Origin of the sequence: Pseudoalteromonas sp. BZB3, from assembly GCF_040104455.1 — a bacterium.
Lineage (GTDB): Bacteria > Pseudomonadota > Gammaproteobacteria > Enterobacterales > Alteromonadaceae > Pseudoalteromonas.
On the sequence record NZ_JBECOS010000009.1, the window covers coordinates 377,075 to 401,018 of the forward strand.

The 23,944-nt window shown below is 38.7% G+C and carries 25 protein-coding genes; 17 read left to right on the top strand and 8 right to left on the bottom strand.

Annotated elements, in window-relative coordinates; all coding sequences use genetic code 11:
* Positions 1-83 precede the first annotated feature (83 nt).
* Positions 84-2,729, top strand: coding sequence for a type I DNA topoisomerase (gene topA, locus ABMY35_RS09805; RefSeq protein ID WP_349286037.1), 2,646 nt, complete (start codon positions 84-86; stop codon positions 2,727-2,729).
* A gap of 262 nt (positions 2,730-2,991) precedes the next feature.
* Here the strand turns inward: topA and ABMY35_RS09810 are convergent, their stop codons facing one another.
* Genes ABMY35_RS09810 through ABMY35_RS09820 form a run of 3 tightly spaced genes read right to left on the bottom strand, consistent with a single transcriptional unit; the run spans position 2,992 to position 5,470 of the window.
* A complete protein-coding gene (locus ABMY35_RS09810; RefSeq protein WP_349286038.1) occupies positions 2,992-4,257 on the bottom strand; it encodes a hypothetical protein in 1,266 nt (421 codons plus the stop codon).
* Positions 4,254-5,093 (bottom strand): ABC transporter ATP-binding protein, encoded by an 840-nt coding sequence (locus ABMY35_RS09815; protein ID WP_349286039.1) that lies wholly within the window; start codon positions 5,091-5,093, stop codon positions 4,254-4,256. Before ABMY35_RS09815 ends, ABMY35_RS09810 begins: the two co-directional genes overlap by 4 nt.
* 2 nt (positions 5,094-5,095) lie before the next feature.
* The gene (locus ABMY35_RS09820; RefSeq protein WP_349286040.1) at positions 5,096-5,470 is read right to left on the bottom strand and encodes a GntR family transcriptional regulator; all 375 of its coding nucleotides are present in this window, start codon (positions 5,468-5,470) and stop codon (positions 5,096-5,098) included.
* Positions 5,471-5,559: 89 nt separating this feature from the next.
* On the opposite strand from ABMY35_RS09820, the gene ABMY35_RS09825 reads away from it, so the two are divergent.
* From ABMY35_RS09825 to ABMY35_RS09840, 4 genes are all read left to right on the top strand, one after another.
* Positions 5,560-7,083, top strand: a complete 1,524-nt coding sequence (locus ABMY35_RS09825) for an alpha/beta hydrolase (protein ID WP_349286041.1) — start codon at positions 5,560-5,562, stop codon at positions 7,081-7,083.
* 3 nt (positions 7,084-7,086) lie between these two features.
* A complete protein-coding gene (locus ABMY35_RS09830) occupies positions 7,087-7,821 on the top strand; it encodes an ATP-binding cassette domain-containing protein (RefSeq protein WP_349286042.1) in 735 nt (244 codons plus the stop codon).
* The gene (locus ABMY35_RS09835) at positions 7,818-8,954 is read left to right on the top strand and encodes an ABC transporter permease (RefSeq protein ID WP_349286043.1); all 1,137 of its coding nucleotides are present in this window, start codon (positions 7,818-7,820) and stop codon (positions 8,952-8,954) included. The genes ABMY35_RS09830 and ABMY35_RS09835 overlap by 4 nt, the downstream gene beginning before the upstream one ends.
* A gap of 343 nt (positions 8,955-9,297) precedes the next feature.
* On the top strand, positions 9,298-10,536 hold the full coding sequence (locus ABMY35_RS09840; protein WP_349286044.1) for an integrase arm-type DNA-binding domain-containing protein: 1,239 nt from the start codon (positions 9,298-9,300) through the stop codon (positions 10,534-10,536).
* An 82-nt stretch (positions 10,537-10,618) separates the two neighbouring features.
* Here ABMY35_RS09840 and ABMY35_RS09845 read toward each other — a convergent pair whose 3' ends face one another.
* From ABMY35_RS09845 to ABMY35_RS09855, 3 genes are all read right to left on the bottom strand, one after another.
* A complete protein-coding gene (locus ABMY35_RS09845; protein WP_349286045.1) occupies positions 10,619-11,164 on the bottom strand; it encodes a hypothetical protein in 546 nt (181 codons plus the stop codon).
* 523 nt (positions 11,165-11,687) lie between these two features.
* The gene (locus ABMY35_RS09850; RefSeq protein ID WP_349286046.1) at positions 11,688-12,236 is read right to left on the bottom strand and encodes an ImmA/IrrE family metallo-endopeptidase; all 549 of its coding nucleotides are present in this window, start codon (positions 12,234-12,236) and stop codon (positions 11,688-11,690) included.
* A 10-nt stretch (positions 12,237-12,246) separates the two neighbouring features.
* Positions 12,247-12,609, bottom strand: coding sequence for a helix-turn-helix transcriptional regulator (locus ABMY35_RS09855; RefSeq protein ID WP_349286047.1), 363 nt, complete (start codon positions 12,607-12,609; stop codon positions 12,247-12,249).
* Between the two features lie 443 nt (positions 12,610-13,052).
* Here ABMY35_RS09855 and ABMY35_RS09860 point away from each other — a divergent pair, with 443 nt between their 5' ends.
* The 4 genes from ABMY35_RS09860 (at position 13,053) to ABMY35_RS09875 (ending at position 15,977) form a co-directional block, all read left to right on the top strand.
* Positions 13,053-14,423 (top strand): hypothetical protein, encoded by a 1,371-nt coding sequence (locus ABMY35_RS09860; protein WP_349286048.1) that lies wholly within the window; start codon positions 13,053-13,055, stop codon positions 14,421-14,423.
* 239 nt (positions 14,424-14,662) lie between these two features.
* On the top strand, positions 14,663-15,016 hold the full coding sequence (locus ABMY35_RS09865; protein ID WP_349286049.1) for a hypothetical protein: 354 nt from the start codon (positions 14,663-14,665) through the stop codon (positions 15,014-15,016).
* A gap of 61 nt (positions 15,017-15,077) precedes the next feature.
* Positions 15,078-15,629, top strand: a complete 552-nt coding sequence (locus ABMY35_RS09870) for a hypothetical protein (RefSeq protein WP_349286050.1) — start codon at positions 15,078-15,080, stop codon at positions 15,627-15,629.
* On the top strand, positions 15,630-15,977 hold the full coding sequence (locus tag ABMY35_RS09875; RefSeq protein WP_349286051.1) for a hypothetical protein: 348 nt from the start codon (positions 15,630-15,632) through the stop codon (positions 15,975-15,977).
* Positions 15,978-15,992: 15 nt separating this feature from the next.
* Here ABMY35_RS09875 and ABMY35_RS09880 read toward each other — a convergent pair whose 3' ends face one another.
* Positions 15,993-16,403, bottom strand: a complete 411-nt coding sequence (locus ABMY35_RS09880) for a thermonuclease family protein (protein WP_349286052.1) — start codon at positions 16,401-16,403, stop codon at positions 15,993-15,995.
* A 127-nt stretch (positions 16,404-16,530) separates the two neighbouring features.
* On the opposite strand from ABMY35_RS09880, the gene ABMY35_RS09885 reads away from it, so the two are divergent.
* Positions 16,531-17,901 (top strand): hypothetical protein, encoded by a 1,371-nt coding sequence (locus ABMY35_RS09885; RefSeq protein WP_349286053.1) that lies wholly within the window; start codon positions 16,531-16,533, stop codon positions 17,899-17,901.
* A 26-nt stretch (positions 17,902-17,927) separates the two neighbouring features.
* Here ABMY35_RS09885 and ABMY35_RS09890 read toward each other — a convergent pair whose 3' ends face one another.
* A complete protein-coding gene (locus tag ABMY35_RS09890; RefSeq protein WP_349286054.1) occupies positions 17,928-18,389 on the bottom strand; it encodes a helix-turn-helix transcriptional regulator in 462 nt (153 codons plus the stop codon).
* 165 nt (positions 18,390-18,554) lie between these two features.
* On the opposite strand from ABMY35_RS09890, the gene ABMY35_RS09895 reads away from it, so the two are divergent.
* From ABMY35_RS09895 to ABMY35_RS09925, 7 genes are read left to right on the top strand one after another with little or no spacing between them, the layout of a single operon-like run.
* Positions 18,555-18,821, top strand: coding sequence for an AlpA family phage regulatory protein (locus tag ABMY35_RS09895; RefSeq protein WP_349286055.1), 267 nt, complete (start codon positions 18,555-18,557; stop codon positions 18,819-18,821).
* Positions 18,818-19,093, top strand: coding sequence for an AlpA family phage regulatory protein (locus tag ABMY35_RS09900; RefSeq protein ID WP_349286056.1), 276 nt, complete (start codon positions 18,818-18,820; stop codon positions 19,091-19,093). The genes ABMY35_RS09895 and ABMY35_RS09900 overlap by 4 nt, the downstream gene beginning before the upstream one ends.
* Positions 19,093-19,488 (top strand): hypothetical protein, encoded by a 396-nt coding sequence (locus ABMY35_RS09905; protein ID WP_349286057.1) that lies wholly within the window; start codon positions 19,093-19,095, stop codon positions 19,486-19,488. The genes ABMY35_RS09900 and ABMY35_RS09905 overlap by 1 nt, the downstream gene beginning before the upstream one ends.
* 13 nt (positions 19,489-19,501) lie before the next feature.
* Positions 19,502-20,098 carry an SAM-dependent methyltransferase gene (locus ABMY35_RS09910; protein WP_349286058.1) on the top strand — a complete coding sequence of 199 codons (597 nt, stop codon included), beginning with the start codon at positions 19,502-19,504 and terminating at the stop codon, positions 20,096-20,098.
* A gap of 24 nt (positions 20,099-20,122) precedes the next feature.
* Positions 20,123-20,404: a hypothetical protein gene (locus tag ABMY35_RS09915; protein ID WP_349286059.1), complete on the top strand. Its 282-nt coding sequence runs from the start codon at positions 20,123-20,125 to the stop codon at positions 20,402-20,404.
* On the top strand, positions 20,401-22,935 hold the full coding sequence (locus tag ABMY35_RS09920) for a replication endonuclease (RefSeq protein ID WP_349286060.1): 2,535 nt from the start codon (positions 20,401-20,403) through the stop codon (positions 22,933-22,935). The genes ABMY35_RS09915 and ABMY35_RS09920 overlap by 4 nt, the downstream gene beginning before the upstream one ends.
* Before the next feature lie 38 nt (positions 22,936-22,973).
* Positions 22,974-23,942, top strand: a complete 969-nt coding sequence (locus ABMY35_RS09925; RefSeq protein WP_349286061.1) for a fibrinogen-like YCDxxxxGGGW domain-containing protein — start codon at positions 22,974-22,976, stop codon at positions 23,940-23,942.
* The last annotated feature ends 2 nt before the right edge of the window (positions 23,943-23,944 follow it).

Here is a 23,944-nt window from a genome sequence, read left to right on the forward strand (position 1 = left end):
TTGTAACAATAGGTGTTTGTAGATATACCTATAAATATTCACGCCCGATGGGCATACACCAAGATGAGTCAGAATAGGCAGCTATGGGCAAATCGTTAGTAATTGTAGAGTCACCTGCAAAGGCGAAAACAATTAATAAATACTTAGGCAAAGACTACATTGTTAAATCAAGTGTAGGTCATGTGCGCGACCTTCCGACCTCAGGTGCGGGTAAAACAAAAGGGCTAGCGACCAAATCTCCGGCAGAAGTAAGAAAAATGTCGCCGGAAGAAAAAGCCACATATAAGAAGAACAAAGATTACGCAAATCTAGTCGCTCGTATGGGGATCGATCCTGAAAAAGGGTGGGAGCCACATTACGAAGTACTTCCAGGCAAAGAAAAAGTCGTACAAGAACTTAAAAAACTCGCAGAAAATGCTGACCACATCTATCTAGCAACCGATTTAGATAGAGAGGGAGAGGCAATTGCTTGGCACCTTGAAGAAATCATTGGTGGTGAGCCAGAAAAGTATAAGCGCGTTGTTTTCAACGAAATCACCAAAAATGCGATTCAGCAAGCATTCGAAGCGCCAGGTCAATTAAATACTGATATGGTTTACGCGCAACAGGCGCGCCGTTTCTTGGACCGTGTTGTTGGCTTCATGGTTTCGCCTTTATTGTGGCAGAAAGTCGCTCGTGGTTTGTCCGCGGGTCGTGTACAGTCAGTTGCAGTAAGACTGCTGGTAGAACGTGAACGTGAAATCAAAGCGTTTATTCCTGAAGAGTATTGGGATATTCACGCAGACACAAAAACCAAAGCTGAAGATGTTCGCTTTGCGGTCACCAAGTTCCAAGGCCAAGCGTTTAAGCCTGTGAACGAAGCTCAAGCTATGGCGGCGGTTAATACTATTGAGTCTTCTTCATTAAGCGTTGTTAAAGTAGAAGAAAAGCCAAGTAAGAGTAAGCCAAGCGCCCCATTCATCACATCGACGATGCAGCAGGCTGCAAGCACTCGCTTGGGTTATGGTGTTAAGAAGACCATGATGTTGGCTCAGCGTCTTTATGAAGCTGGTTACATTACGTATATGCGTACTGACTCAACCAACCTTTCGAATGACGCGGTTGCAATGTGTCGTGACTACATTACAGATAACTTTGGTAATAAGTATTTGCCAGAGAATCCGATTAAATACAGTGCAAAAGGCAATGCGCAAGAGGCGCACGAAGCAATTCGTCCATCTGATGTAAACGTATTATCAGGCCATGTAGAAGGCGTTGATGCTGATGCTAAAAAGCTATATGAGCTTATTTGGCGTCAATTCGTTGCGTGTCAAATGACACCGGCAGAATACGACTTAACAACCATTACGGTTGGTGCGGGTGATTACACGCTAAAAGCCCGTGGTCGAGTACTACGTTTTGATGGTTGGACTAAAGTACAGCCTTCAGTTCGTAAGAAAAATGAAGAAGACCAATCACTACCAGCGGTAGCGGTGGGCGATATTGTTGACCTAGTGGCTTTAGACCCTAAGCAGCACTTTACTAAGCCACCTGCACGTTACTCTGAAGCCAGTTTAGTAAAAGAACTTGAAAAGCGTGGTATCGGTCGTCCTTCAACATACGCAGCAATTATTTCAACCATTCAAGACCGTGGTTATGTACGGGTTGAAAACCGTCGCTTCTTTGCTGAAAAAATGGGTGAGATCGTTACTGACCGATTAGTAGAGAACTTCAACGATCTAATGAACTTCGACTTCACCGCGAAGATGGAAGGGCGCTTAGATGACATCGCTGAAGGCGAGCGTATTTGGACTCAGGTACTTGATAAATTTTACGCTGATTTCAAAGAGCAGTTAGAAGTTGCTGGTGGTGATGAAGAAAATGGCGGTATGCGTCAGAACGTCATGGTTGAGACGGATATTGATTGTCCGACCTGTAATCGCAAGATGGGTATTCGCACGGCTTCTACAGGGGTTTTCTTAGGCTGCACAGGTTATAATTTACCGCCGAAAGAGCGCTGTACGACAACGATGAACTTAGTTTCTGGTGATGAAGCGGTTGCTGCAGATGTAGAAGACGTTGAAACTGAAACCCTGATGCAGATGAAACGTTGCCCAATTTGTGAAACGGCTATGGACTCTTATCTAATTGATGAAACCCGTAAGCTTCATGTTTGTGGTAACAACCCAGGTTGTAGCGGTTATATCGTTGAACAAGGCACGTTTAAGATCAAAGGCTATGACGGTCCAGTTATTGACTGTGATAAGTGTGGTTCAGAGATGCAGCTTAAATCCGGTCGATTTGGCAAGTATTTCGGTTGTACCAACGAAGACTGTAAAAACACGCGTAAACTTCTAAAGAGCGGTGAGCCAGCGCCACCGAAAGAAGATCCCGTGCATTTACCAGAATTACCTTGTGAAAAGTCTGAAGCGTATTTTGTATTACGTGATGGTGCCTCGGGTATCTTCTTAGCGGCACACACATTCCCTAAATCTAGGGAGACACGTGCGCCTAAAGTTGCAGAGCTAAAACAGTTCAGAGATAGAATTTCACCTAAGTTCTATTACCTTGCGGATGCACCTGAAAAAGATTCAGATGGTAATTTAGCCGTTGTACGCTACTCGCGCAAAACTAAGACTCAGTATGTAATGACTGAAGTCGAAGGTAAAGCGACAGGCTGGAAAGCAACGTATGAAAACGGTAAATGGGTTGAAGAAGATAAGCCAAAAAAGAAAAAGGCTGCTAAGTAATACTCTTTAGCTTTTTATTGTGAAAACCCGAGCTCAGCTCGGGTTTTTTATATGTGTTTTTTAATTCATTTTATTTTTTAAGCGGAAATACGAAAATTACTGTAGTGATCTAGTCGAATACTCGACAAAAAGCGTATGTTTCTACATGTATATCAATGTCCTAAAGTTGCTGGAGTTTGAAAAGCTTGTTTATTTATGAATCTTGTTCTGAAGCGATAAGTAAGCGCTCATATAGAGCGCTTACTTAAAAGAAAAATATAGTTTAGAGGTTGGTATATAGTTGTTTAGACGAATTGCGATTGGCAAAACAGGCAACGATAAAATAGCAGCAAGCTAAAGCAAGACTCCCTGTTGAGACCTCTTCTGTCTCAACAACAACACCAGTAATTGCCAGTACAAAGCCCAATGTAAAGACCAGAGCAATACTAAAGAAAGCTGTCTTTTTACAATAGTTACCCACTGAAAAACATAAGAGTACGCCTGCGGTATTTACCAATGCATAAGCAGCAGTAAATCTGAAATTCGGCTCATCGAATCTGAGAAACTCTATGGTTCCAGCCAGTGACAAAGAGCAAACCAGTATACAAAGCGCATACTTTTCACATGCTTTTGCATAGGCTGTTTTCGCTTCATTGACACTGCTGTAAATGGGTAAAGTGATCAATGTTCCCCATGCTTGTTGCCTCTGTATTCTTGTCCATAAGATCATAAAAGCAAGAATGCACACAAGATTAGAAAATATAAACAAGCTAGGTCTGCCCGCTACATAAAAGTAATTTAAGGTAAGTAAGGCAACAAATATTATTAGCAAGAGTACAGTGTATTGTATGAGCGAGCGGCCCATAAAATAGCTCAATGGGAAAAAGAATTTATTTAATCCTTGTCCATATCCCTTTAAAAAACCTTTAGGGATAGGAGACCAACCAGACTGAAGTGCATGTTTATAATCAACTAGCGCTTGAGCTTGCCATTTGAACGCTGTACCAAAGTGCTTTCTAAACAGCACTAAATTAATGTTTAAGATCACAGCTAAAGCGGCTACCCAAGTAGGTACTTCTTTGAAAACAATAGTAAACCCGATAATTGCAAAGAAAAAATAGGCACTTGAGTTAAACATTTTGCTAGTAACTCGGCATTTTAAATAAAACAAAGTGCCTATTAAAACTGAGACACTGAGCAATTTAAGTACGTCATATTGTTCAAAAATAATAGCACTTGTGATCAAAATCACATGTGGTGCAACAATAATGATGTTGCCTTGTTTGACTATGTGCTCTGTGTAACCTGGTACCAAACTATGCCACTCTGTGGCTTGCAGACGAATGCTTTGCCAAGAGACTGAAGCGAAAGCACAAATACTGGTAAAACAGATTGTAAATGGCAGCGCCTCGCTTACCCCTTTCGCCATAACAAGAACACTGATAATGACAAAAATAAACATGGGTAGCAGGTAGTTTAAGCTGCCGCACTCTTTGAACCAATAGGCATAAAATCCTTTATGCCAAGTGCGGTTTAGCGTATTACTCATGCGTGTAACTCCACAAATAATTGCTCAAGAGATAATGTCGAAACATGATTTACACCAGCAATATCTTGGTCTAGGTAACCCGAGATGATTGCTGCGTTATTCTGTTTGTTAAGAATATCAAAGTCACTTAAATTGACCGACGTTTCGTTGGTGAAGCTGATTTTCCGCACTGATGTCTTGAGTTCATCTAATTCGTTAAAGAGTTTGATTTCACCGTCTTTAACAAGTGCAACATGGGTCGCGACTCGTTCAATATCTGAAGTGATATGTGTTGAGAAGATAACTCCAGAGCCTGATTCGAGCGATAGGTCAAAAAGATCAAGCATAAACTCTCGACGCGCGATAGGGTCTAAGCTGGCCACAGGTTCATCTAAAATAAGTAGTTTAGGCCGATATGCCATGGCCATGATTAAAGCAAGTGCTTGCCGTTGGCCAATTGATAGGTTTTCAACCATATCATCAGGATTTAATTCAAAACGTTTTAGCCAATCTAGCTCGAGTGTATTATCCCACTCGCTATAAAAACTTGAGTGTAAATCTAATGCTTCTCTAATCGAAAAACCTTCATATCCAAAAGCTTGTTGGGGCACATAGCCAACTTGTGACTTTAATTCCGTATTTAATTGAGTCGGGTTTTCCCCGAGTGTAAATACTTCGCCCGTATCTACCTCAATGAGGCCAAGGGCACTGCGCAAAAGGGTGGTTTTACCAGCGCCATTTTTACCAAGTAAACCCACAACCATGCCAGGCTCTATGATTAGATCGATATTTTTTAACACCATCTTTTGATTAAATATCTTGTGTACGTTTTTATATTCTAAAAGGGCGGTTGTCATTATTATTGCTCCCATCTTTGTGAGATTATGTCATTTAGTTCGTTCACTGTTACACCAAGCTGTTTTGCCTGCTGTATTAGTTGATCTACCCCTTCATAAAGAAGTGTTTGACCTTGTTCTGTTGATTGAGGTTGCTGCTCTGCAACTCGTGTAGGTTGGCCTCTTCGCCTTTCTAACCAACCTTGATCTACAAGCATGCCAATAGCCCGCGATACAGTCATCGGGTTCACGGTGAAATATTCAGCAATTTTTCTAACGGATGGCAACTCTTCTCCAGCTTGTATTTGACCACCAACAATTAAACGCACGATTTGTTCGTGTAACTGCTTATAAATTGGATCGCCACTACTGGGGTTGACATTAATAAATTCTAGCATTAATCTAAACTCACTGTATTAATACAATAATACACCAATACACTAAGTTAAAAGTATCATAGTGTGTGTAAAAAGCAACAAGGAACTCAATGATGAGCAGAAGTAACATGACAAAAACAGGTCTTTTTAAGTTAGCGGCTCTGCCGTTAATGATGGGGCTTTCATCTTCAGCTATTGCAGAGCAAGATAACAAAGTAAAACCAGAACTTACTCCATGTTATGCAAAGGGTTTAGATGACAGATTATTATGCGGCAGCATTAAGCAGCCAGTTTCAGACAACCCTGCGGACGGTGAAATAGATATTCATTTTGCAATCATTCCTGCAATCAAGCCGAGTAAACCTGATGAAGCCGTACTTGGTTTTGCTGGTGGTCCAGGCCAATCAGCCACAGAGTTAGCGGCTATTTTTGATAGAAACTTGCGTTTTGCACGTGAATCTAGAGATATATTATTAGTTGATCAACGTGGCACAGGTAAATCTAATAAACTGCAATGCGATGGAGCAGACTTAATATCTCAATTTGAGTTTAATGATTTAACCGAAGATATGGTTGCTTTTGGTAAAGAAGACACACAAAAGTGTAAAGACAAACTGAATACTGATTTATCTCATTATTCAACTGTTGCGGCGGCAAAAGACTTCGAAGCAGTTAAAGAAGCGTTAGGTTATAAAGGCCTTCATCTATACGGCGTGTCGTATGGTACACGTATAGCGCAAGAATACACTCGTCAATTCCCGGGTTCAGTGCTTACCAGTACGCTAGATGGGGTTGTGCCTATGCAGCAAAGCCTAACAGCAATAGGTAAGGCGATTGATGATTCGATGAATGCTTTACTTGATAGATGTGAAGCAGATGCAAATTGCTCAAAAAGTTACCCGAATCTTAAAGCGAACTTCTACAAGTTACTTGATAAATTAGATGAACAAGCCATTGAAACAACCGTTCGTCATCCAAGAACACATAAGAAGATAAACTTAGTACTGACCAAAATGAAGGTATTTAGCACTGTCCGTATGGCCTTATATAGTCACACCACGCGTGCATTAGTACCTTTAGCAATTAGTGAAGCCTTGAATGGTGATTATTCACCGATTGTTGGGTTACTTTCATCAACAGATATGATGGATAGTATGGCGATGGGCATGCACAGTGCAATAGTTTGCTCTGAAGATTGGCCAAGCTTAACCGATGCATCTCGCGCAGATCATGGTCAAGCCTATACGGGACGAATGATGATTGAAGGGTTTGATTTAGCTTGTCCTATTTGGGATGCCAAACCGGTAGATAAATCTTTCTATGAACCAGTTAAAACAGATATTCCTACGCTCTTATTATCAGGTGGTTTAGATCCGGCTACACCGGTAAGTTGGGCTGAAATGGCAATGGTTGAAATGAGTAATGCTAAACACCTGATTGCTGAGAGCGCAACTCACGGTGTGGTATCACAAACCTGTGCTGCGAGTATCGTCGGTAAATTCATTGACTCGAATGGGACTGAAGAATTAGACGCGACTTGTTTAGAAAAAGACAATCGCAAACAGTTTTTTATGAACTTAAATGGTGTTGCATTTCATGCAGACAGTGATTCTGAATCGAATGAAAAGGAGTAAGAGATGATTTCTGTAAATAACCTAGAAAAGAAAATCGGTTCAGTAAAAGCCATGAATAACCTGAGCTTTACTGCACAAAATGGCAAAATTACAGGCTTGCTGGGACCAAATGGTGCAGGCAAAACCACCTGTTTACGTACCGTATTTGGTTTATTAAAAGCTGACAGTGGCAATGCGGAGATTGACGGCATTGATGTCGCAAAAGAGCCGATGGCTGCAAAACAAAAATTGGGCTTGTTTCCAGATCCATGTGGTTTATACGAGCGTTTAACACCGCGCGAGTACATTCAATTCTATGCTGAACTAAGTGGCATGGAAACGGGTGTTGCAAAAGCTGCAACCCAAGATGTTTTAAGTAAATTAAAAATGGACGACATTGCTGACAGACGTTGCCAAGGCTTTTCACAAGGTCAGCATATGAAAACGGCGCTGGCACAAGCAATCGTACATAAACCAACCAATATTATTCTTGATGAGCCAACTCGAGGTCTTGACGTAATGAGCACGCGTATTCTTCGTGAGTTATTACTAATGCTGAAAGAGCAGGGGCACTGCGTGCTGTTTTCAAGCCATGTAATGCAAGAAGTGGCAGCACTGTGTGATCATGTTGTGGTAATGGCTAAAGGGCAAGTTGTGGCTGAAGGCTCGCCAGCTGAATTATGCGAGCGAACCGGCAAAGAAAGCCTAGAAGAAGCGTTTATTGAATTAATCGGTAGTGATGAAGGAATTGCAGCATGATGAAGTTACTGTCAGTTTTATTTAAAAAAGAAGTATTGGATGCGAGCCGTGACAAGCGTTCGGTAATGGCAGGTTTATACTATGCTATTGGTTCACCCATCCTTATGTGTTTACTATTTTCAGTGATGTTAAAGCAAATTGCCTCACCAGAAGATTTAAAAATTACTATTAAAAACGCAGAGCAGGCTCCTAACCTAGTTCAATATCTTGAAAGTAAAGAAATTGTGCATGGTACAGGCGACGACGTTAAAGATATCGTACTAGAGATTAGCGATGATTTTGCTGTAAAGATGTCTGAAGGCCGCCCTGCAACAGTTACTGTTATTGCAGATAAGTCTAATGATAAGTTACGTAAGTCAATTTCACGATTAGAGCGCTCACTCGCACGTTATAACTCTGAAGCGGCAGGTTTACGTCTATTGGCAAGAGGTGTTGACCCAACGCTTATGAGAGCCGTTGATGTACAAGTGCATGATCAAGCAACACCTGATTCTAAAGGCGGTATCTTCTTAGGTGTTGCGACGTTATCGATTGTATTGACGCTGTTTTATGCGGCAATGAACCTAGCTATTGATACCAGTGCCGGTGAACGTGAGCGTAATTCAATCGCGCTTCTTTTAAGTCACCCAATTAGTACATTACAAATTGTAATGGCTAAGTCTGGCGCGATTGCAACATTCTCGATGCTAGGTCTTGCACTTATCTTAGTGGTTTCAAAATTTGCATATGGCATGGTGCCTTGGGAACAGCTTGGTTTCAGTGTTAACTTAAGCATTGAATTTATGTTGTTCTGCTTTGTGATTGGTTTACCAATTGCGTTGATGTCAGCAAGCTTACAAGTATTTGTGTCTTTCATGGCTAAGTCGTTCAAAGAAGCGCAAACCTATGTAACCATGGTTTTATTCGTACCTATGGGTCTAAGCATGATAACTACCTATGATGTCGCCATAGACGTTGTACAGTGGCTACCAATCGCGGCACAGCAATACGCTATGATTGAATTTATCAAAGGTAATGATATTCCTGTCGCACAGCTGGCATTATCAACATTGGTTACTTTAGGACTATTCGGTGTATTTAGTTACCTAAGTAGCCGCATGCTGAAAAGTGAAAAAGTGGTATTCGGTTTATAGTCAATTAAAAACTCTCCCAACCAGCCCCGTGTTTTACGGGGCTTTTTTATAAGCTCGATTAATTGGTTATATAAACCTTAACTTTCCTAGTGTTAACCCTTTTCGAATACTGTCATAATATGCGTGGTTTTATTTGTTTTTGGATTTATTAAATGTGTGAACTTCTTGGCATGACCCAAAATTACATAAAACTATTTCTAACCTAGTCATAACCCTACAAAAATCTATTCTTATCAATTAAATTTCTGTCAATATTGTCTCTGTAGTTTAATATTATCTCTATCCAATATGTGACCAAAACTGTGACCCATGTTGCGGTCACAGTTTCAAATAGGGTGGTTGTATGAAATTTACGGACAAATCAATCAAAGCGCTCAAAGCTAAAGAAAAGCGATATGTTTTAACTGAAGAAGGTAATTATGGTGCTGGCCGCTTACAAATCAGAGTAAGTGAAACAGGAGCAAAAACCTTTAGAGTGCAATATCATTTCGAAGGTAAAAGGAAAGTAATTGGTTTAGGTGCATACCCATTGGTTGACCTAAAGGAAGCCAGAGCAAAACATGCTGAAATCACTACTCAACTCAATGACGGAATTGATCCCCAGTTAGCAAAAGCTGAGCAAGAAAAAAAAGAACAAGAGATAAATGCAAAACGAACGTTTCATGAAATGCTTCAAGATTTCGAGCATTTCATCGAAAACAATTGGGCAGAAAGCACAATAAAAAGAACAACCAAGCTAATTGCTCGAAACGTTACGCCATTTATAGAGGATGATTTAATGCCACCTCAATTTGATATTGATATGGCAAGAGAAATTATCTATCGAGTTTATAATCGAGGTGCAAAAGAACAAGCTCGCTTAGTACGAAGTACATTAATGAGTATTCTTAAATTTGCTATCGACTTCGATAATTCACCCGAACAATATAAAAAGTCAAATCTTTACGACATCAAGACAAATTTTATCAGAGACATTAATTTTGAAACCCCAAAAAATGCAGGGGAACGTTGGCTAACAGAACAAGAAATAAAACAAGTTTGGCTAGCAGACGACTTACCATTTTATACTCAACAATATGTAAAGCTGGCGCTTATGTTAGGTGGGCAACGTATAAACGAAATTTACGGATCTTTTATTCATGAATACGACTTTGAACAAAAGCTCTTAACAATTCCTAAAAAAAGAATAAAGGTAAAAGCACGAGGCGATCATATTGTGCCGTTGAGTGAAACCGCAATACAAATAGTAAAAGAACTAGCGCAGCTAAAAGGTAAAAACGGTCAGTTATTCCCCCACCGTGACCACCCAGACCAAGTTGCGCATGTATCAACAATAAGAATGGCATTGCTTCGTTGGTGTGATAAACACAGCATGGAAAGATTTGCGCCTAGAGATTTAAGACGAACATGTAAAACATTAATGGGCAAAGCAGGCATTACAAAGATTGATAGAGACATTATTCAACAACATAGTCAGTTTGATGTATCGAGTGTTCACTATGACAGATATGATTATTTAAACGAAAAAAGAGCGTCACTTGAAAAGTGGGAGAGTTATCTTTTAAGCTTGGGACTTAATTGATTTTTTAATGCTTAAGCTATCTATTTTGTAAAAGCCTTGTAGCTGTCAGTTTTGGGCAGCTACAAAGCGAGTTTAAGAACAATTATTCTTTGGCTTTCTCATTTTCGTAAGATGCGTCAATTCGCTCATTAGATTTAGACAGAATGTGAGTTTTACGTTTAAAAAGCCAGCTCCATCCACATCCATATAGGAATGTAACTAACCCGGCAAGAGTTGTCACAATAACAATTTTATGGACCTGTATTGACTCATCTGGGTTTAAATGAATATACAAAGCCATAGCATAAACACTTCCGGTAATGCCAGCTCCGAATGTATATATAGTTTTTGCAATATCCCATAAAATCCTGTTTATAAAATATTCAAGTCTTTTGTTGTCAATAGCCTGTTTGATTGCTGAAAAGAATCCAAGTACTAAAAAGAAAGAAAGGAAGGTAAGTCCTAGCTCTTTCTTAGTATTATCATTAATTTTTTGTTCTGCGAATGCCAACAGTCTAGTTTCATTTTCCAAAAAACCAGACATAAATACTGCAACTAAGAAAAAAACAGCAACCTGAGAGATAAATACTATAAACTCACTAAATAAAAATTGATTTATAGTTTGTTTGTAATCATCGATCTTTTCCAAGTGTTCACCTAAAAACTTTTATTAAATTAAATGTAGTTTGACTCCAAGCTAGATAACTTGGAGTCAAAGTTTTAACATGTCACTTTTCGATGACTTACAACTCGGGCTTTAATTTTTTTAAGCCAAATTGCATTTTGAATTACTTTATCATGCATGAGTATATGCCTTTTCAAAATGTGAAGAGTTGAATAGCAAAGCACAGTTGATTGCACAAAACAGTGCAATCAAAAGCGTGGCGGAGGACAACTCACCACTCCCACCAATGAGGTTAATTAACCTCTTGGTAAGCTTCTTTTGTGCTTACAAACGTCTTCCCATTGGCCGTTTTTGTAACGGCGGTAGGCACGAACGTCTACAACTTTTAATCTTGAAGTCATAATAAGACCCTCAAAAAAATTACGAGTTGAATAGCAATTCACAAAATTTCCGCATATACTCTCAATTCCTACATATCAAATATTTGCTGAAACTTGTGTGGAAAGAGGACAACTCACCACTCATTTTCCAATTTATTTGTGGAAAGTTAAGCTCTTTGCTTTTCTTTCCGAACCTTTTCAAATCTTACCTTTGCAGCTTTCGCTGAAACTTTAAATTTTTCTTGTATTTCTGCAGGGCTTTTTAAATTAGCAACTTCATAAAATGGCATAATTAGCTCAGCAGCAAATTGATCTGCTTGCCATTCGGAATCTTCAAATCTACGGTGGTTTGTATCAGAGGTAGTTTTGGCGAGTGCCACTTCATCAGAATGAAGAATCATGTGCCCAATTTCGTGAGCGATGGTAAATTTGTCTTGCCCATTGCCTGAACAAGCGCCATCGTAGACAGATTCTTTTAACTCCATTTTCATTTCAGTTGGATAATATAAACCAGCGTAGTCACCCATTTCTTGATCAGGTACTACTTCATAATGAAAACCGTCGAGCTTTTTCGGGATGTCGATATCAATTAATGAAATAACATCAATTGATTCATTAGTATTTAGTGAAAAGACTTCATGCAATGTACTTGCAACTTTCCTTACTTGTTTTGTGTTCCTTGGCTTTACTTTAAAGCCAGCCGTTCGAATACTCACTTACATAACCTTATTTACCTTCTAAGATTTCAAGAATTGATTTAGCTTGCTGTTCACTCAAGTTTGAAGATTCAATCTTTCGTGCGAATGCACCAGCTGCATTTCTTAACAGAGCGCTGTCATCATCTTTCATCTTAATACTAAATTCTTCTTGAGAAGCATAAGCAGCTTCAAGCATGCTTATTTTCTCGCCACTTTCTAACCCTAAAAAAGTAATTACTTTTTCTGCAAATTCTGTTGTTAACTTTTTCTTTCCATTTTCAACGGCTGATAGATATGCAGAAGTAACTTGCAGGCCATCAGCCATTTCAGCAAGTTTCATACTTTTATCTATGCGCTTCTTGCGCACTTCCATTCCAAATTTCGTTAACATAATAGTCTGACCTGCTTGCGTAATTTATAGTTTAAATAGTCGGTTGTTTTAATTTTATTTCCAACTTAACTTAATTATCACATAAGTTTTCTACATTGTCAACTAGTTAACCTTTTTGGTTAATTGATTTCTTTTTGATGATGTTTTATCTGGGTAGTGTAATGGCTGTGCGTAACAAACATGACTACATTAATGATCAGAGAGAAAAATATGAGTTATATTGGTTAGAGATAGTTAAATATATAAATAATAATAGTAAATCTTATTGAGGAGGGTACATGGAAAGTTTAAATAATGTTGTCAGAAATAAAATATCAAATCAGCTTACGATTGATTTCTTTGACGCAACCAAAACATCAAAATTGAAGAAGGTAGCGATGCTTTAGCTTTATAAATTTCGATTAATGTACTTCACAACTAAAAATAAATTAAAGAGATAAGTAATGTTAACTGATCAAACCGAGCAAGATCTAAAGTTGGAAGAATTTCCAACTCAACAAGAGCTAAGGGCACTCTTTAAAGGAGCACTTTATAAACTTACCAAAAAATTGCCTGAGACAAGTTATAAAAAGCTATATGCTGATGAACGTGATGATTTTTTGTGTGATAAAAATTATTCAACTAATCAACTGGCTTCTTCTGAATTATTAATAAAGTTTGAAGAACCAATGTTTATCGTAACTGTTGAATTTGATGATGAGAAAGTTAAGTATCTAAAAATAGTATCTTTAGAAGGGAAACCTCAAGAAACTCTAATTTTGGATAAGACGGGTGTCATCGAAGTAAATAGTCTAGTTTATGGTCTAATCATTCCTAATCCTTTTTCAGATATTCATATTTACGGAAGAAGTTTAGACTTTTTTTCCGACAATGACTCATTTAAAGAATTTTCAAGTGCATTATTTGAGTCACAGGAAAAAGTTCGCGAAATTATTCAAGATCTAAAAAGAGCCACATTTAACAATAATCTTGTTTATGAAAATGCTGTAAAGAGTTTAGATTTCGTAAAGAAAGAAATTCAAAACCTCGAGGAAGAAAAAAGAATAATCGTAGGTGACATAAAGTCATCTAATGCACATGCAAATGATTTGGACAAAAAAGTAAATGATAAAGCAGTTGAATATGAGGAACTGGTCAAAGAATTTGAAAAAGTGTCAAACAACTATTCGTCAATAAGTCGCTATCACTCTGAACTTAAAGTCGAAATAGAGAATGATAAGGGAAGACTTGAAGAGTCTGATAATGCAATAAAGAAAAAGCAAAAAGAGCTTATCTCTTTAAATAAAGAGCTAAATGACTTAAAAAATAACAAAGATGTCATTTCCTTAGATACAGAGGGTTTCAACAAAGCTAGCAGAAATGTTTTGAATAAATACTATTTCGCTTTAGCTTCTGTCTTCATTGCATTTATTGCTCTTGCGGTTTATATGTTTTCGAGTGCTTTTGATTACATCGATATTAGCCAAAGTTATAATAGACTATCCGCATTTGATCTCTTCATAAGCCGTCTACCGATGACAGCTGCGACAATGGTTATTTTGGGGGGATTTTCGGCATTAGTAATAATCCTCATGAAAAACATAATTCAAATAAACAGAGAACGAATTAACATTTTAAAAGCTTCAATAATGGCAAGACATATTGGTGATTCATTACCGGCAGAAATATCTAGAGAAGATAGAGAAACACTAGTTACAAGTACTAAATTAGACCTCATAATGCGGTTACTTCAAGAGAATACAAATCAAAACTCTACTTCGAGTGCTGATCAAGTTATTGAAATTTTGAAGGCCACACAATCGAACAACCAATAAAACTTTAGAGCAGCCTCTTACGGGCTGTTCAAACATTAAATCTACCCACCTAAACCCCTTTAATGTTAAAACTACTCAGGTGTTGAGCGTATGAGTACTGGCTATTTATACAGCTTTTCGCTTGAGGCCTGCGCATTTGTTGCGCTACAATGCAATTGCTTGTTGTGAGCTAATTGTGATTGTATTAACATGCTCGCAACAAGTGCAACGGAATGAATAAATTCAAACAAGGAAAAACGATGAATTTTAAGGCACTTAATAAATCCGAATTAACAAAAGTTTCTGCTGGCGGTAACGGTGGTAGTGACGGGGGCGGTGGTACTGCGCCGGCTCAAGTTCAACTATCATCAAGAAACGGTGGTGGCGGCGGTGGAGTAGAGCCTCCAAAAGTAAGTTACACACTTACTCGTGCAGAAATGGCTAAAGTTGCAGGTGGCAACGGCGGCGGCGGCGGTGGTATTCAACCACCAAAAACAGAAGTAAAAAATGGCGGTGGAGGTGGTGGAGTTCAGCCTCCAACAGTTGTTAGCTATTCAACTGACAGCCAAAAGAATGGTGGCGGTGGTGATGGTGTAATACCACCTGCGCCTTAATTGATAATCTCAGGGTTTGAAGGTACAAGCTCTGAGCTTTTAAAGTAGTTTAAGGAAAAGCATGAATAATTTTTTTGAGGCCACAGACTGGCTGATAAGAGGGTTTGAAGTATTCGTTGTTCTCTATTTACTAATTAAATTTAAAGACCGAAGGTGGTCGTTATTTTTTGGCGGTAAAAGAGACTTAAAAACTATAGACGATCACGAACTTCATTCATGCTTTTTAGCTGCATTCACTGTAATGGTATTTCACTTCGCAAGCTCTGGTTTTGCTCAATACATAATTACAATGGATATGGAGCGCATGGCACTTCGCCAGTTCTTCTACTTTTCTATGTTTTGTTTCTCAATTGCGTTTGGCTTAACGTTATTTGCACTGCACCTAATTAGAGGTTGCTCTTTCTCGCCAACAGCGCGGTTTTGTTTGTATGTCACCTTCTTAATGATGATGCTGCAAATGGCGCAGTTTATTATAAGGGGCATGTTAGATAGCAATGTCTTATTCGATGTTTATCAATATGGTGTTGTTTGCTTAAATCTTCTAACACTAAGCATTGTCGCTAAACACCCTGTAGGCCGTTTATATCTGTTTGCACGTAAAAAGGGGGCTTAAATGACACTAGTAATAGCAATGTTGGTTTTAAGCTCGGTATTTATGTATGTGATGGCGCATTCTTTAATCCAAGGTCATAACTCAGTAGCTTTTGAATTTTCAATTAAATTAAAGCTCTCTGATTTTTATGCTCAAAGTGAAGATGACCAAGTTGAAAAGTATGGCAAAGCCCACGCTATTGTAATGGACTTAGCTGAAGCAATTTCAGAGCAAGATCAAATACTTCAATATGAGCAAACTCAGGTAGCCTTTCAAAGAGCTGAATCATACAGTCATCAAGTTAAATCAAACCGTATTGACTTACCAATAGTTAGGCAGCATAAAGCACTTTTAAAAGTGGTGAAGTAAAAGCACTGAGTGTTTTTACTCACACCAGTTTTTACGTTTACCACCATCGTATTTTACTGCTAAACCTTCCTTTAATAGTTCTTCGCCTAAGTTTTGTCCGTCAACATAAACTTCGGCGATAACTCTAAAGTATTTACCACGTTCAGGGTTCTTCAATATTATAGATTTACTTTTTCTGAGCCGACCAGCAGTGAATTGTTTCGCTTTTCTAGCTAAGATTTTTTCTTGGTCACACTTACCTCTCAATTCTGGTGTATCAATTTTAGCGATTCTAATTGATAAGTTTTCGCCAAAGATAGCAGGCACTTCTTTTAAGTTAACTTTGAAAGTATCGCCATCATAAATCGATGTAACAGATAAGGCGATTAGCTTGTTTTCCAAACCTATTAGAAGTGCGCTTGCTATAAAAAGAAAAGTTATTTTCATATTGATTGACTAAATAAAGAATGTACTTATAAAAAGTAAAAGATATAATAATTTCTAACTTATCAATATCTTATGCTGAAAGGTTCTATTTAGCATAAAACTAAAAAGTTAATTTGGTGAACATGTTTTGAAAGTAACAAATTTATTCTTTTTTATTTTAGTTTGTTTTCTAAATTCTTCGCATGTTAATGCCGAAGAAAAAACAAATAATGAAGACCACATTAAGCATTTAACATCACTGTATGCGAAGGTAAGAGCTTTAGAAGCTGAAATAAAGGCCCTAGAAAAACCATCGAAAGTAAACGTTCAGGTAACACCAAGCAATAATACTTCGAGTGATACCAACACTGAGAAAGATAAAACTCAGTTAAAGTTTGAAGGGACTTTTGTTACTCAAAGTGAATTGAATATGGTAAGCAGTGCATTATTATCGAGAGTTGACTCGACAGATGAAAGTGTCAGCACTTTCATTGCTCACATTTCCATGATTGCAGGTATTCTTGCTGGGATTCTTAGCTTATTAGTAATAATAATAACTTTAATAAACCTAAGTGTTGTAAGGGAGCTCAAAGCTGAGTCAAAGGAAAATAACAAGCAAATAAAAGATGAAGCACAAAATAATCTTCAAGATATACTCACAAGGGCTGAAAAGCAAAATCAGGATATTGAGAAGAAAATGGAACTTATTCAAACCTTAATTAACATTGAAACAACGAAAACTATTGAAAATTTCAATGTTGAACTCAATGAATATTTAGAGAAAGCCAAGTCAGAAATTACAAAAGTAAAAAATGAATGGGTCGAGCATAAAAAACTAATTGATGAAGAAAGAAAAACAGTTAAAAAGCTAGGTCTATATCAGCTAAATGTTGATGAGCAATTGCACCTAAATACAAGTGAAAAATTGCATGTAAATGCAGGAGAGAGTTTAGACAAAAAAGAATTCAAGTTTACAGAAAAGAAACGACTCTTAAAGGGTGCATACAACAACGCAGAGTTGGAAAGGGCTAAAGTATTAGCTCAAGAACTATTAGATCGGGAACTGAGTTTCAAGGATAAATGCGATATCTTGCAAATATATGTGAACACACTTTATTTTCTTAAAGATGAAAATGCAGAATTATTTAATGGTAAATTATTAGAAACTATTGCGCTAAACTCCAACAAAATTACTAAGCTTGAATATGCTACCGTCCTCTTTAGTTATGCAGTTAATATATACCCTGTAGATAGGCAGATGGGACATAATAATGCTTTAAATGCCTTGAGAAGTATAGAGAGTAAATTTAGCTCTTCAAAAGATGTAGGTATTCTTAGGATATTAGCTAAAGCAATGATGCTAAAAGGTATAATTTACGAAGATTTCACAAATATTGATGAGGCTAAGAGTGTCTACGCATCGATAATAACCTTATTCCAAGACAACGATGATGATGAAATAAAAGATGTTTTAGTCAGAGTAAGAAAAATCTTGGAAGAACTTAACGGTGACGATTAAGAAAAGCCCGCAATAGCGGGCTTTTTTTATGCGCTTTTAATATCTGTTTTATTTGAATATTTCGCAGCAATTACAGGCTTTAAATCTTTCAACAGAAGCTTTCCGCAATCATCAAAATCTACAGACTTGTCAGGGTTAGGTCTAAACCAATCTAAGTGGCAGAACATCAGTAATGATTTTGCTGCTACATCTACAAACTGTTCTTCGAACTCTTCATCTGTTAATGAGCCTGAAGTGATCACTCTATCTGATGGAGCATATTGACCTGCGGATGGGTTTGTTTCGCCCGTTACCAGCCATAATGCATACTTTTTGAAGTCGGGGTGGTTAGCAATTGCAAGAATTGCAGGTGCGCCGACTTCCATATGACCAGACTCATACTTCTTGTAAGAACTTATATTTATATCAACAAGTTCGGCAAATTTAATTTGATTTAGACCTGTTGTCGCACGGATTAATTTAATTTTCTCGCCAACATTTATTGACATGGTTCACCATACTGATCTACATTGTTTCAAGGGTCAGTAAACTGAACTGTAATTTCAGTGTACTGAATTTTCTTATTCTTAAAGGCATTTCAAATTAAAAGATTAGCACATGCCGGTTCATTAAAGGAACCTAATAAGGCGCTTTTGCTGGTCGGGAGGTAAAGAATGGAAGGTTTACGCAAAAACATTGATGGTGAAGTCGTCAATGAATCTGAAAAGTTTATGAAGCTTAAGGAAGTATTAGAGCTTTGTAGTTTATGTAGAGCTCAGCTTTATAACATGATGGAGAAGGGGCTTTTTCCACCTAATCACAGAATAAGCTCGGGCCGTGTTGTTTGGTTGAGATCAGACATTAGCATTTGGCGTTCTTTAACTTTAGAAGCGTTCGAACTTAAGTATGCATCTAAACTTGTTCAGGAGCGTGCAGCATGAGCGCTCAATTAGCTGAACAAAACTACCGCAGAAATTTACGCGGTGAATTAGTTACCATTAATGACCGTTACTTAAGAGCGAAAGATGTTGTCGAAAAGTGCGGTGTATCACGCGCCCAAATCTATCGCCTAATGGGCGAACTTAAGTTCCCTAAAAGCTTCAACATCAGCACGAGCATAGTTGTTTGGCTAGAAGCAGACATTGAAGAGTTTATGCGCCTTGGTGCTGAAAAGTTCCGCGAAGTGTACGGCCAAACAGTCGAGGTGCAGTAATGAGCGTTCAAAAAGCACCTATATCCAACACTAAACCGCAATTACAAGTACATGAAAATCCAGCTCCAGCGGGTTTACTAGAGATTCGCAAAATGTTTGGTGACGCCAAGCACATGCCAGAATTTGTTTACTCAAACCTAAGCGAAAAAGAGCGCACAGCGTTATGTTTTAGCGCTGGTTTTAAACGCATTGATTTAGGTAAAGATTGGGGCGAGTTTACAGCCGACCAACGACAAGCGTTACGCAAAAGCCTGATGTTACTTAATAGCGTTGTTATGGCGTTTATGAAAGCTAATGCGCTTGAGCCTTACAAATGGCTGCAAGGCGCAAAACCAAACGAACCCAAATACCACGACGGCAATGTAGTAGCGCCAATTGCACAACTTCATAGTTAATTAAGGACAAAACATGAGCTCTACAGCCCGCAAAGCCGACCGCAACCCCGACGACTACTATGTAACCCCACATTGGATAGTCGAGCAGTTTTTAGCGGCAACCATGGCCGATGCACATAAACCAAAGTGCCCGCTAATATTTGGCGATAAAATTTTAGACCCAAGTGCAGGTGGCTGCGACAAATACCCAATGTCTTACCCAACGGTATTAAAACTAATGGGCCTTGGTGAAGTCGAAACTTGGGATATTAGAGAAGACAGCCGAGCAAACAAAACAGGCATCGACTTTTTGCAAACCCAAGGTAATGGCGAATATTCAACGGTGATCACAAACCCGCCGTTTAGTTTATCTGAGCAGTTTGTTTATAAAGCCTTAGAGCATGTTGACGACTTTGGTTTAGTTATCATGCTACAGCGCCTTAACTGGTTGGGGACTAAAAAGCGTTTTAGTATGTGGCATACCTTACCGTTACATTCTGTATTTGTTCACCACAAACGCCCAGGTTTTAACCCTGAAAAACCAAGCAAAAAAGACTCAATTGAATACGCCCATTTTGTGTTTTGTAAAAACCAACACAAGCATACCATTCCAAATTTATTCGTAATTTAACCCCACTCATAAAGGACTAAAACCATGACAATCAAAGACCAAGATCTGTCTAAAAAACACGATTTAGCAACAAGAATACTCATTCAAGCGATTGAGTCGGCCAACGAGTCTATTAGCATTTTTAAAAAGCGCTCGACGATTGCCATGCTCATTAGCTGCGAAGAAACGCTTTTAGAACTGATTCCTATGGTTGAAATTGTTGCCAACGAAAACCCGCGTTATAGAGGCAAGTTAATTAGGTTTAAAAAGACACTAGAAGCAGTGCAATTAGGTAGCGATGTTGAGCTTATTTGCCCTGCGCTATGAACATAGAGCCTGTAGATTTAAATAGCTTAAACATTAGTAAGCTGGCGGTTGGTGTTTTATGTTCGCTTACTGATGTTGACGACTTTAATTATTTAGCCCGTGGCCTTGCTACTTTACCTATTCCTCTTCAGGGCAGAATGGCCCGCAAATACATTGACCGCTATAACAGTAAAGACCAAAAAAGCCGATACAAAGCAAACCAATGGATTGGCCGCACAATTAACCGTTTAAAACCTCGTTTTGGTGTGCTGTTTAGTATTACTCAAAGTATGCCGCTGCCTTGGCATATTTTGAGTAGTGCTGAAAAAACCAAAGAGCATGCAAGCAATATTGCTGCTAATGCCGCTCAAATCATGACTGACCTTGCCGACGAACATCCCCAAGCCACTTACGAAGAGCTTATATACATTATCTTTTATCAGCTTATTGAGTTTGCCGACGGTTATAAGGTGCAAGCTCCACATAAGAATGTGCCTCGTAATAATTTAACGGCTGACCTAGTTGAAATTGCTTTGTTAAAAATGAAGTGCGAAAAGTGGTGGGCCCGAAAGCTTAAAGGTGTAAGAAGGCAATATATTGAACTGTTAGAAATTGCAACGGGCCAAGTGGGTAAAGACCTATTTTACGACTACAAAAACGGTAAACCCAAGCGCCGTGGCATTTCGCCTTATTCGAGTAAAAGTGCACAACGAGAATATGCAACAGCACAAGAGTCGGGCATTGAGTTTTTAAAAATGATGGAGCTTGAGGGCAGCGATGGCTCGGTTATTGATTTAATTAAAGCTGTAAAAAAAGGTATGGCAAACCCAGTTAATCGCCGTAACGAATTAATGATGCGCATACGCGAAACCGAAGAGCTGGCCGACGAAATGGGTTTTGTTGGTATGTTTTATACTTTAACTGCACCGGCTAAGTATCATGCAAATAGTAAGAACTGGTACGGCAGCACACCAAAGCAAACCCAGCAGTATTTTAACGAAACATGGGCAAAGGCTAGAGCCAAACTAAACAGGCTTGGCATTACCTATTTTGGTGTTCGGGTAGCAGAACCACATGCCGACGGCACACCGCACTGGCACATGATGTTGTTTATGCCTAAGCACCAAATGCAAACTCTTAACGCTATTTTGCGTTGGTACTTTATTCAAGAAGATAAACACGAACTTTACGAGCGCCGAACTCGCAGAACTGAGTTATTTAAGCTTTATAAGCAAAAGCGTAAAGAATATGGCTTTTTAAAAAGTAAGGGTAAAAAACCTAAAGAGCCTAATAAGTTTTTTAGAACATTTAGCCCACGCTTTGAAGCGGTTCTCATAGATAAACGCAAGGGCAGTGCAGCCAGTTATATTGCTAAATATATTTCTAAGAATATCGACGGCTATAAGCTGTTAGACCATCTTGACGACGAAACGGGCGAGGGCTTCGCTAAGTTTGACGAAAATGGCAAAGTCATCAAAAACAACATTAACCCTGTTTTGGCTTGGGCGAGTACCTGGCGAATTAGACAGTTTCAGTTTTTGGGCTCGCCAAGCGTAACCGTTTACCGTGAATTACGCCGTATTCGTACCCAAACCAATAATGAACATATAGAACCCATACGCCAAGCCGCCGACGAAGCCCGATGGAAAGATTACGTAAAACTACAAGGCGGCATGTGTATTGGCCGCGACGCTAATTTTAAAACCCATTACGAAATAACCAAGCTGGGTAATGACTATGCCGAAACCGTTAAACACATAAAAGGGGTAGTGCATGTACTTAGCAACAGCACACTCAAAACCCGTTTAGTCGAATGGCAAAGACAACTGAAAGGTACCTCAGCAAAAACCGCACAGGCAGACACCACCCATGTCGGCTCCGCCGACCTATCTTGGACTAGTGGGAATAACTGTACGCCCTTAGCTGTAAGGGATAGAGACGAGTTATTACTAGATATGATCGGTTTTACTGAGCAAGAGCTAAAAGAAGTTAAAAAGGATCTGTTATCAGGCAAAAAGATCAAACGAAACGACCTTATTTACCAAATACGGGAGGGCCAGTTAATCGTTTTCGACCATCAAGCCCAAGTTAAAGAGCGAAAAAGAGAATACACCGAGCATTTGGCGCATTCGCTCGCCCAAAAACAAGCCGATGCTGAGCGGTACCAGGCACAACAAACAGCAAAAGCGAATTGGGACGTGCTCACACCAGAGCAAGAAAAAACAATGCATGAGCATGGCCATGTGCTTGTTGGCCGCAGGGTTTATCACATGCAAGACGGTAAGCTCACTTCATTCAAAAAAGTTGAGTTTAATGACCTAGAGCAATTTATTCCTGCTCAACCAACAACAGAGCATTGGTCACACGCAAGAGAAGTGATAGAGTTGGCTTTTTCCTTTGCAGAACAAGAACAAAGGGAATCACCAATTAGTAATAAATTTAATAAAAACTTACTTCTCATTGGTGATCTTGAACTGGCTGAGTTGGTACTACAAGGTAGAGCTTCAGCAATAGGTCAAGACGACTGGTGGGATGTGGGGTTAATGGCTTAACTGGGCCAAAACTTTAATAATCAAATAAGGATTAGATTATGATAATTAAAAAAACAGTTCTAGCAGTCTCTGCATTACTATCTTCAATTACTTATGCAAACATTGTTGTCGAAGCGTCCTCCGATAACCCAACACCAGTTGTGGTTGAAACTGGCGGTAAAGTTAATTTTGACAGAACTATAAAGAATACAGGTTCATCGCCTGTCGAAATTCGTTATTACGACAACCTAATTTTCCCTAACGGTCAGCTTTATTCTCGCTCGAAACCAAAGAACTTAACTTTAGAAGCTAATGGTGTGTTTGAGCAAACTAGGCCAGTAATTAATGTTCCAGATAAATTCCCTGCCGGTGATTATCAGTATGTATTTTCTGCTTACAACAAATCTACAGGTGAAATCACGTCAGCAAGTTTTCAGTTTAATAAAAAGTTTTCTGATTCAGATTACAGTAACTGCAATGAAATCTTAATTAATGGGTTAAGTCGAGGTAATGGAGTTTATACAATCAAACCTCAAGATGCTTCTCAGCCTTATCAGGTTTATTGCGATATGGAATCCAACGGTGGTGGCTGGACTCTGGTTGGTGTCAAACATAAAACAAATACCAATGTACAGGTTGAAGAACTCATATCAGAGAGCTCGGAAGCAAACGTTTTATCTGATGAAAAGTGGGGTCACTTTAAGCATTCTACTCAGGAATTATTAGTTAAAATCGATGATTCTGCTTCAGCAATCCTTGATATGGCAGTTTTAAACAATGCAAACTGTGTCCCACTAGCTAGCTCATTATCTGAGAATGTTTTAGCTTGGGCTGAAACTGAGGGCTGTACTGGAGCTGGACAAGATTACTCATTCTTAGGTTCAAATTTATTTGTCGTGTCAGTTTATGATTACTCTAATACTAGGTTCATAATAGAAAGAAGTGACAGGGGCTGGGGTGGTGTATCTAATAACAGAAACAAGCCTTATAATAATACTGGAACAATTATGAAAATTTACGTCAGATAGCT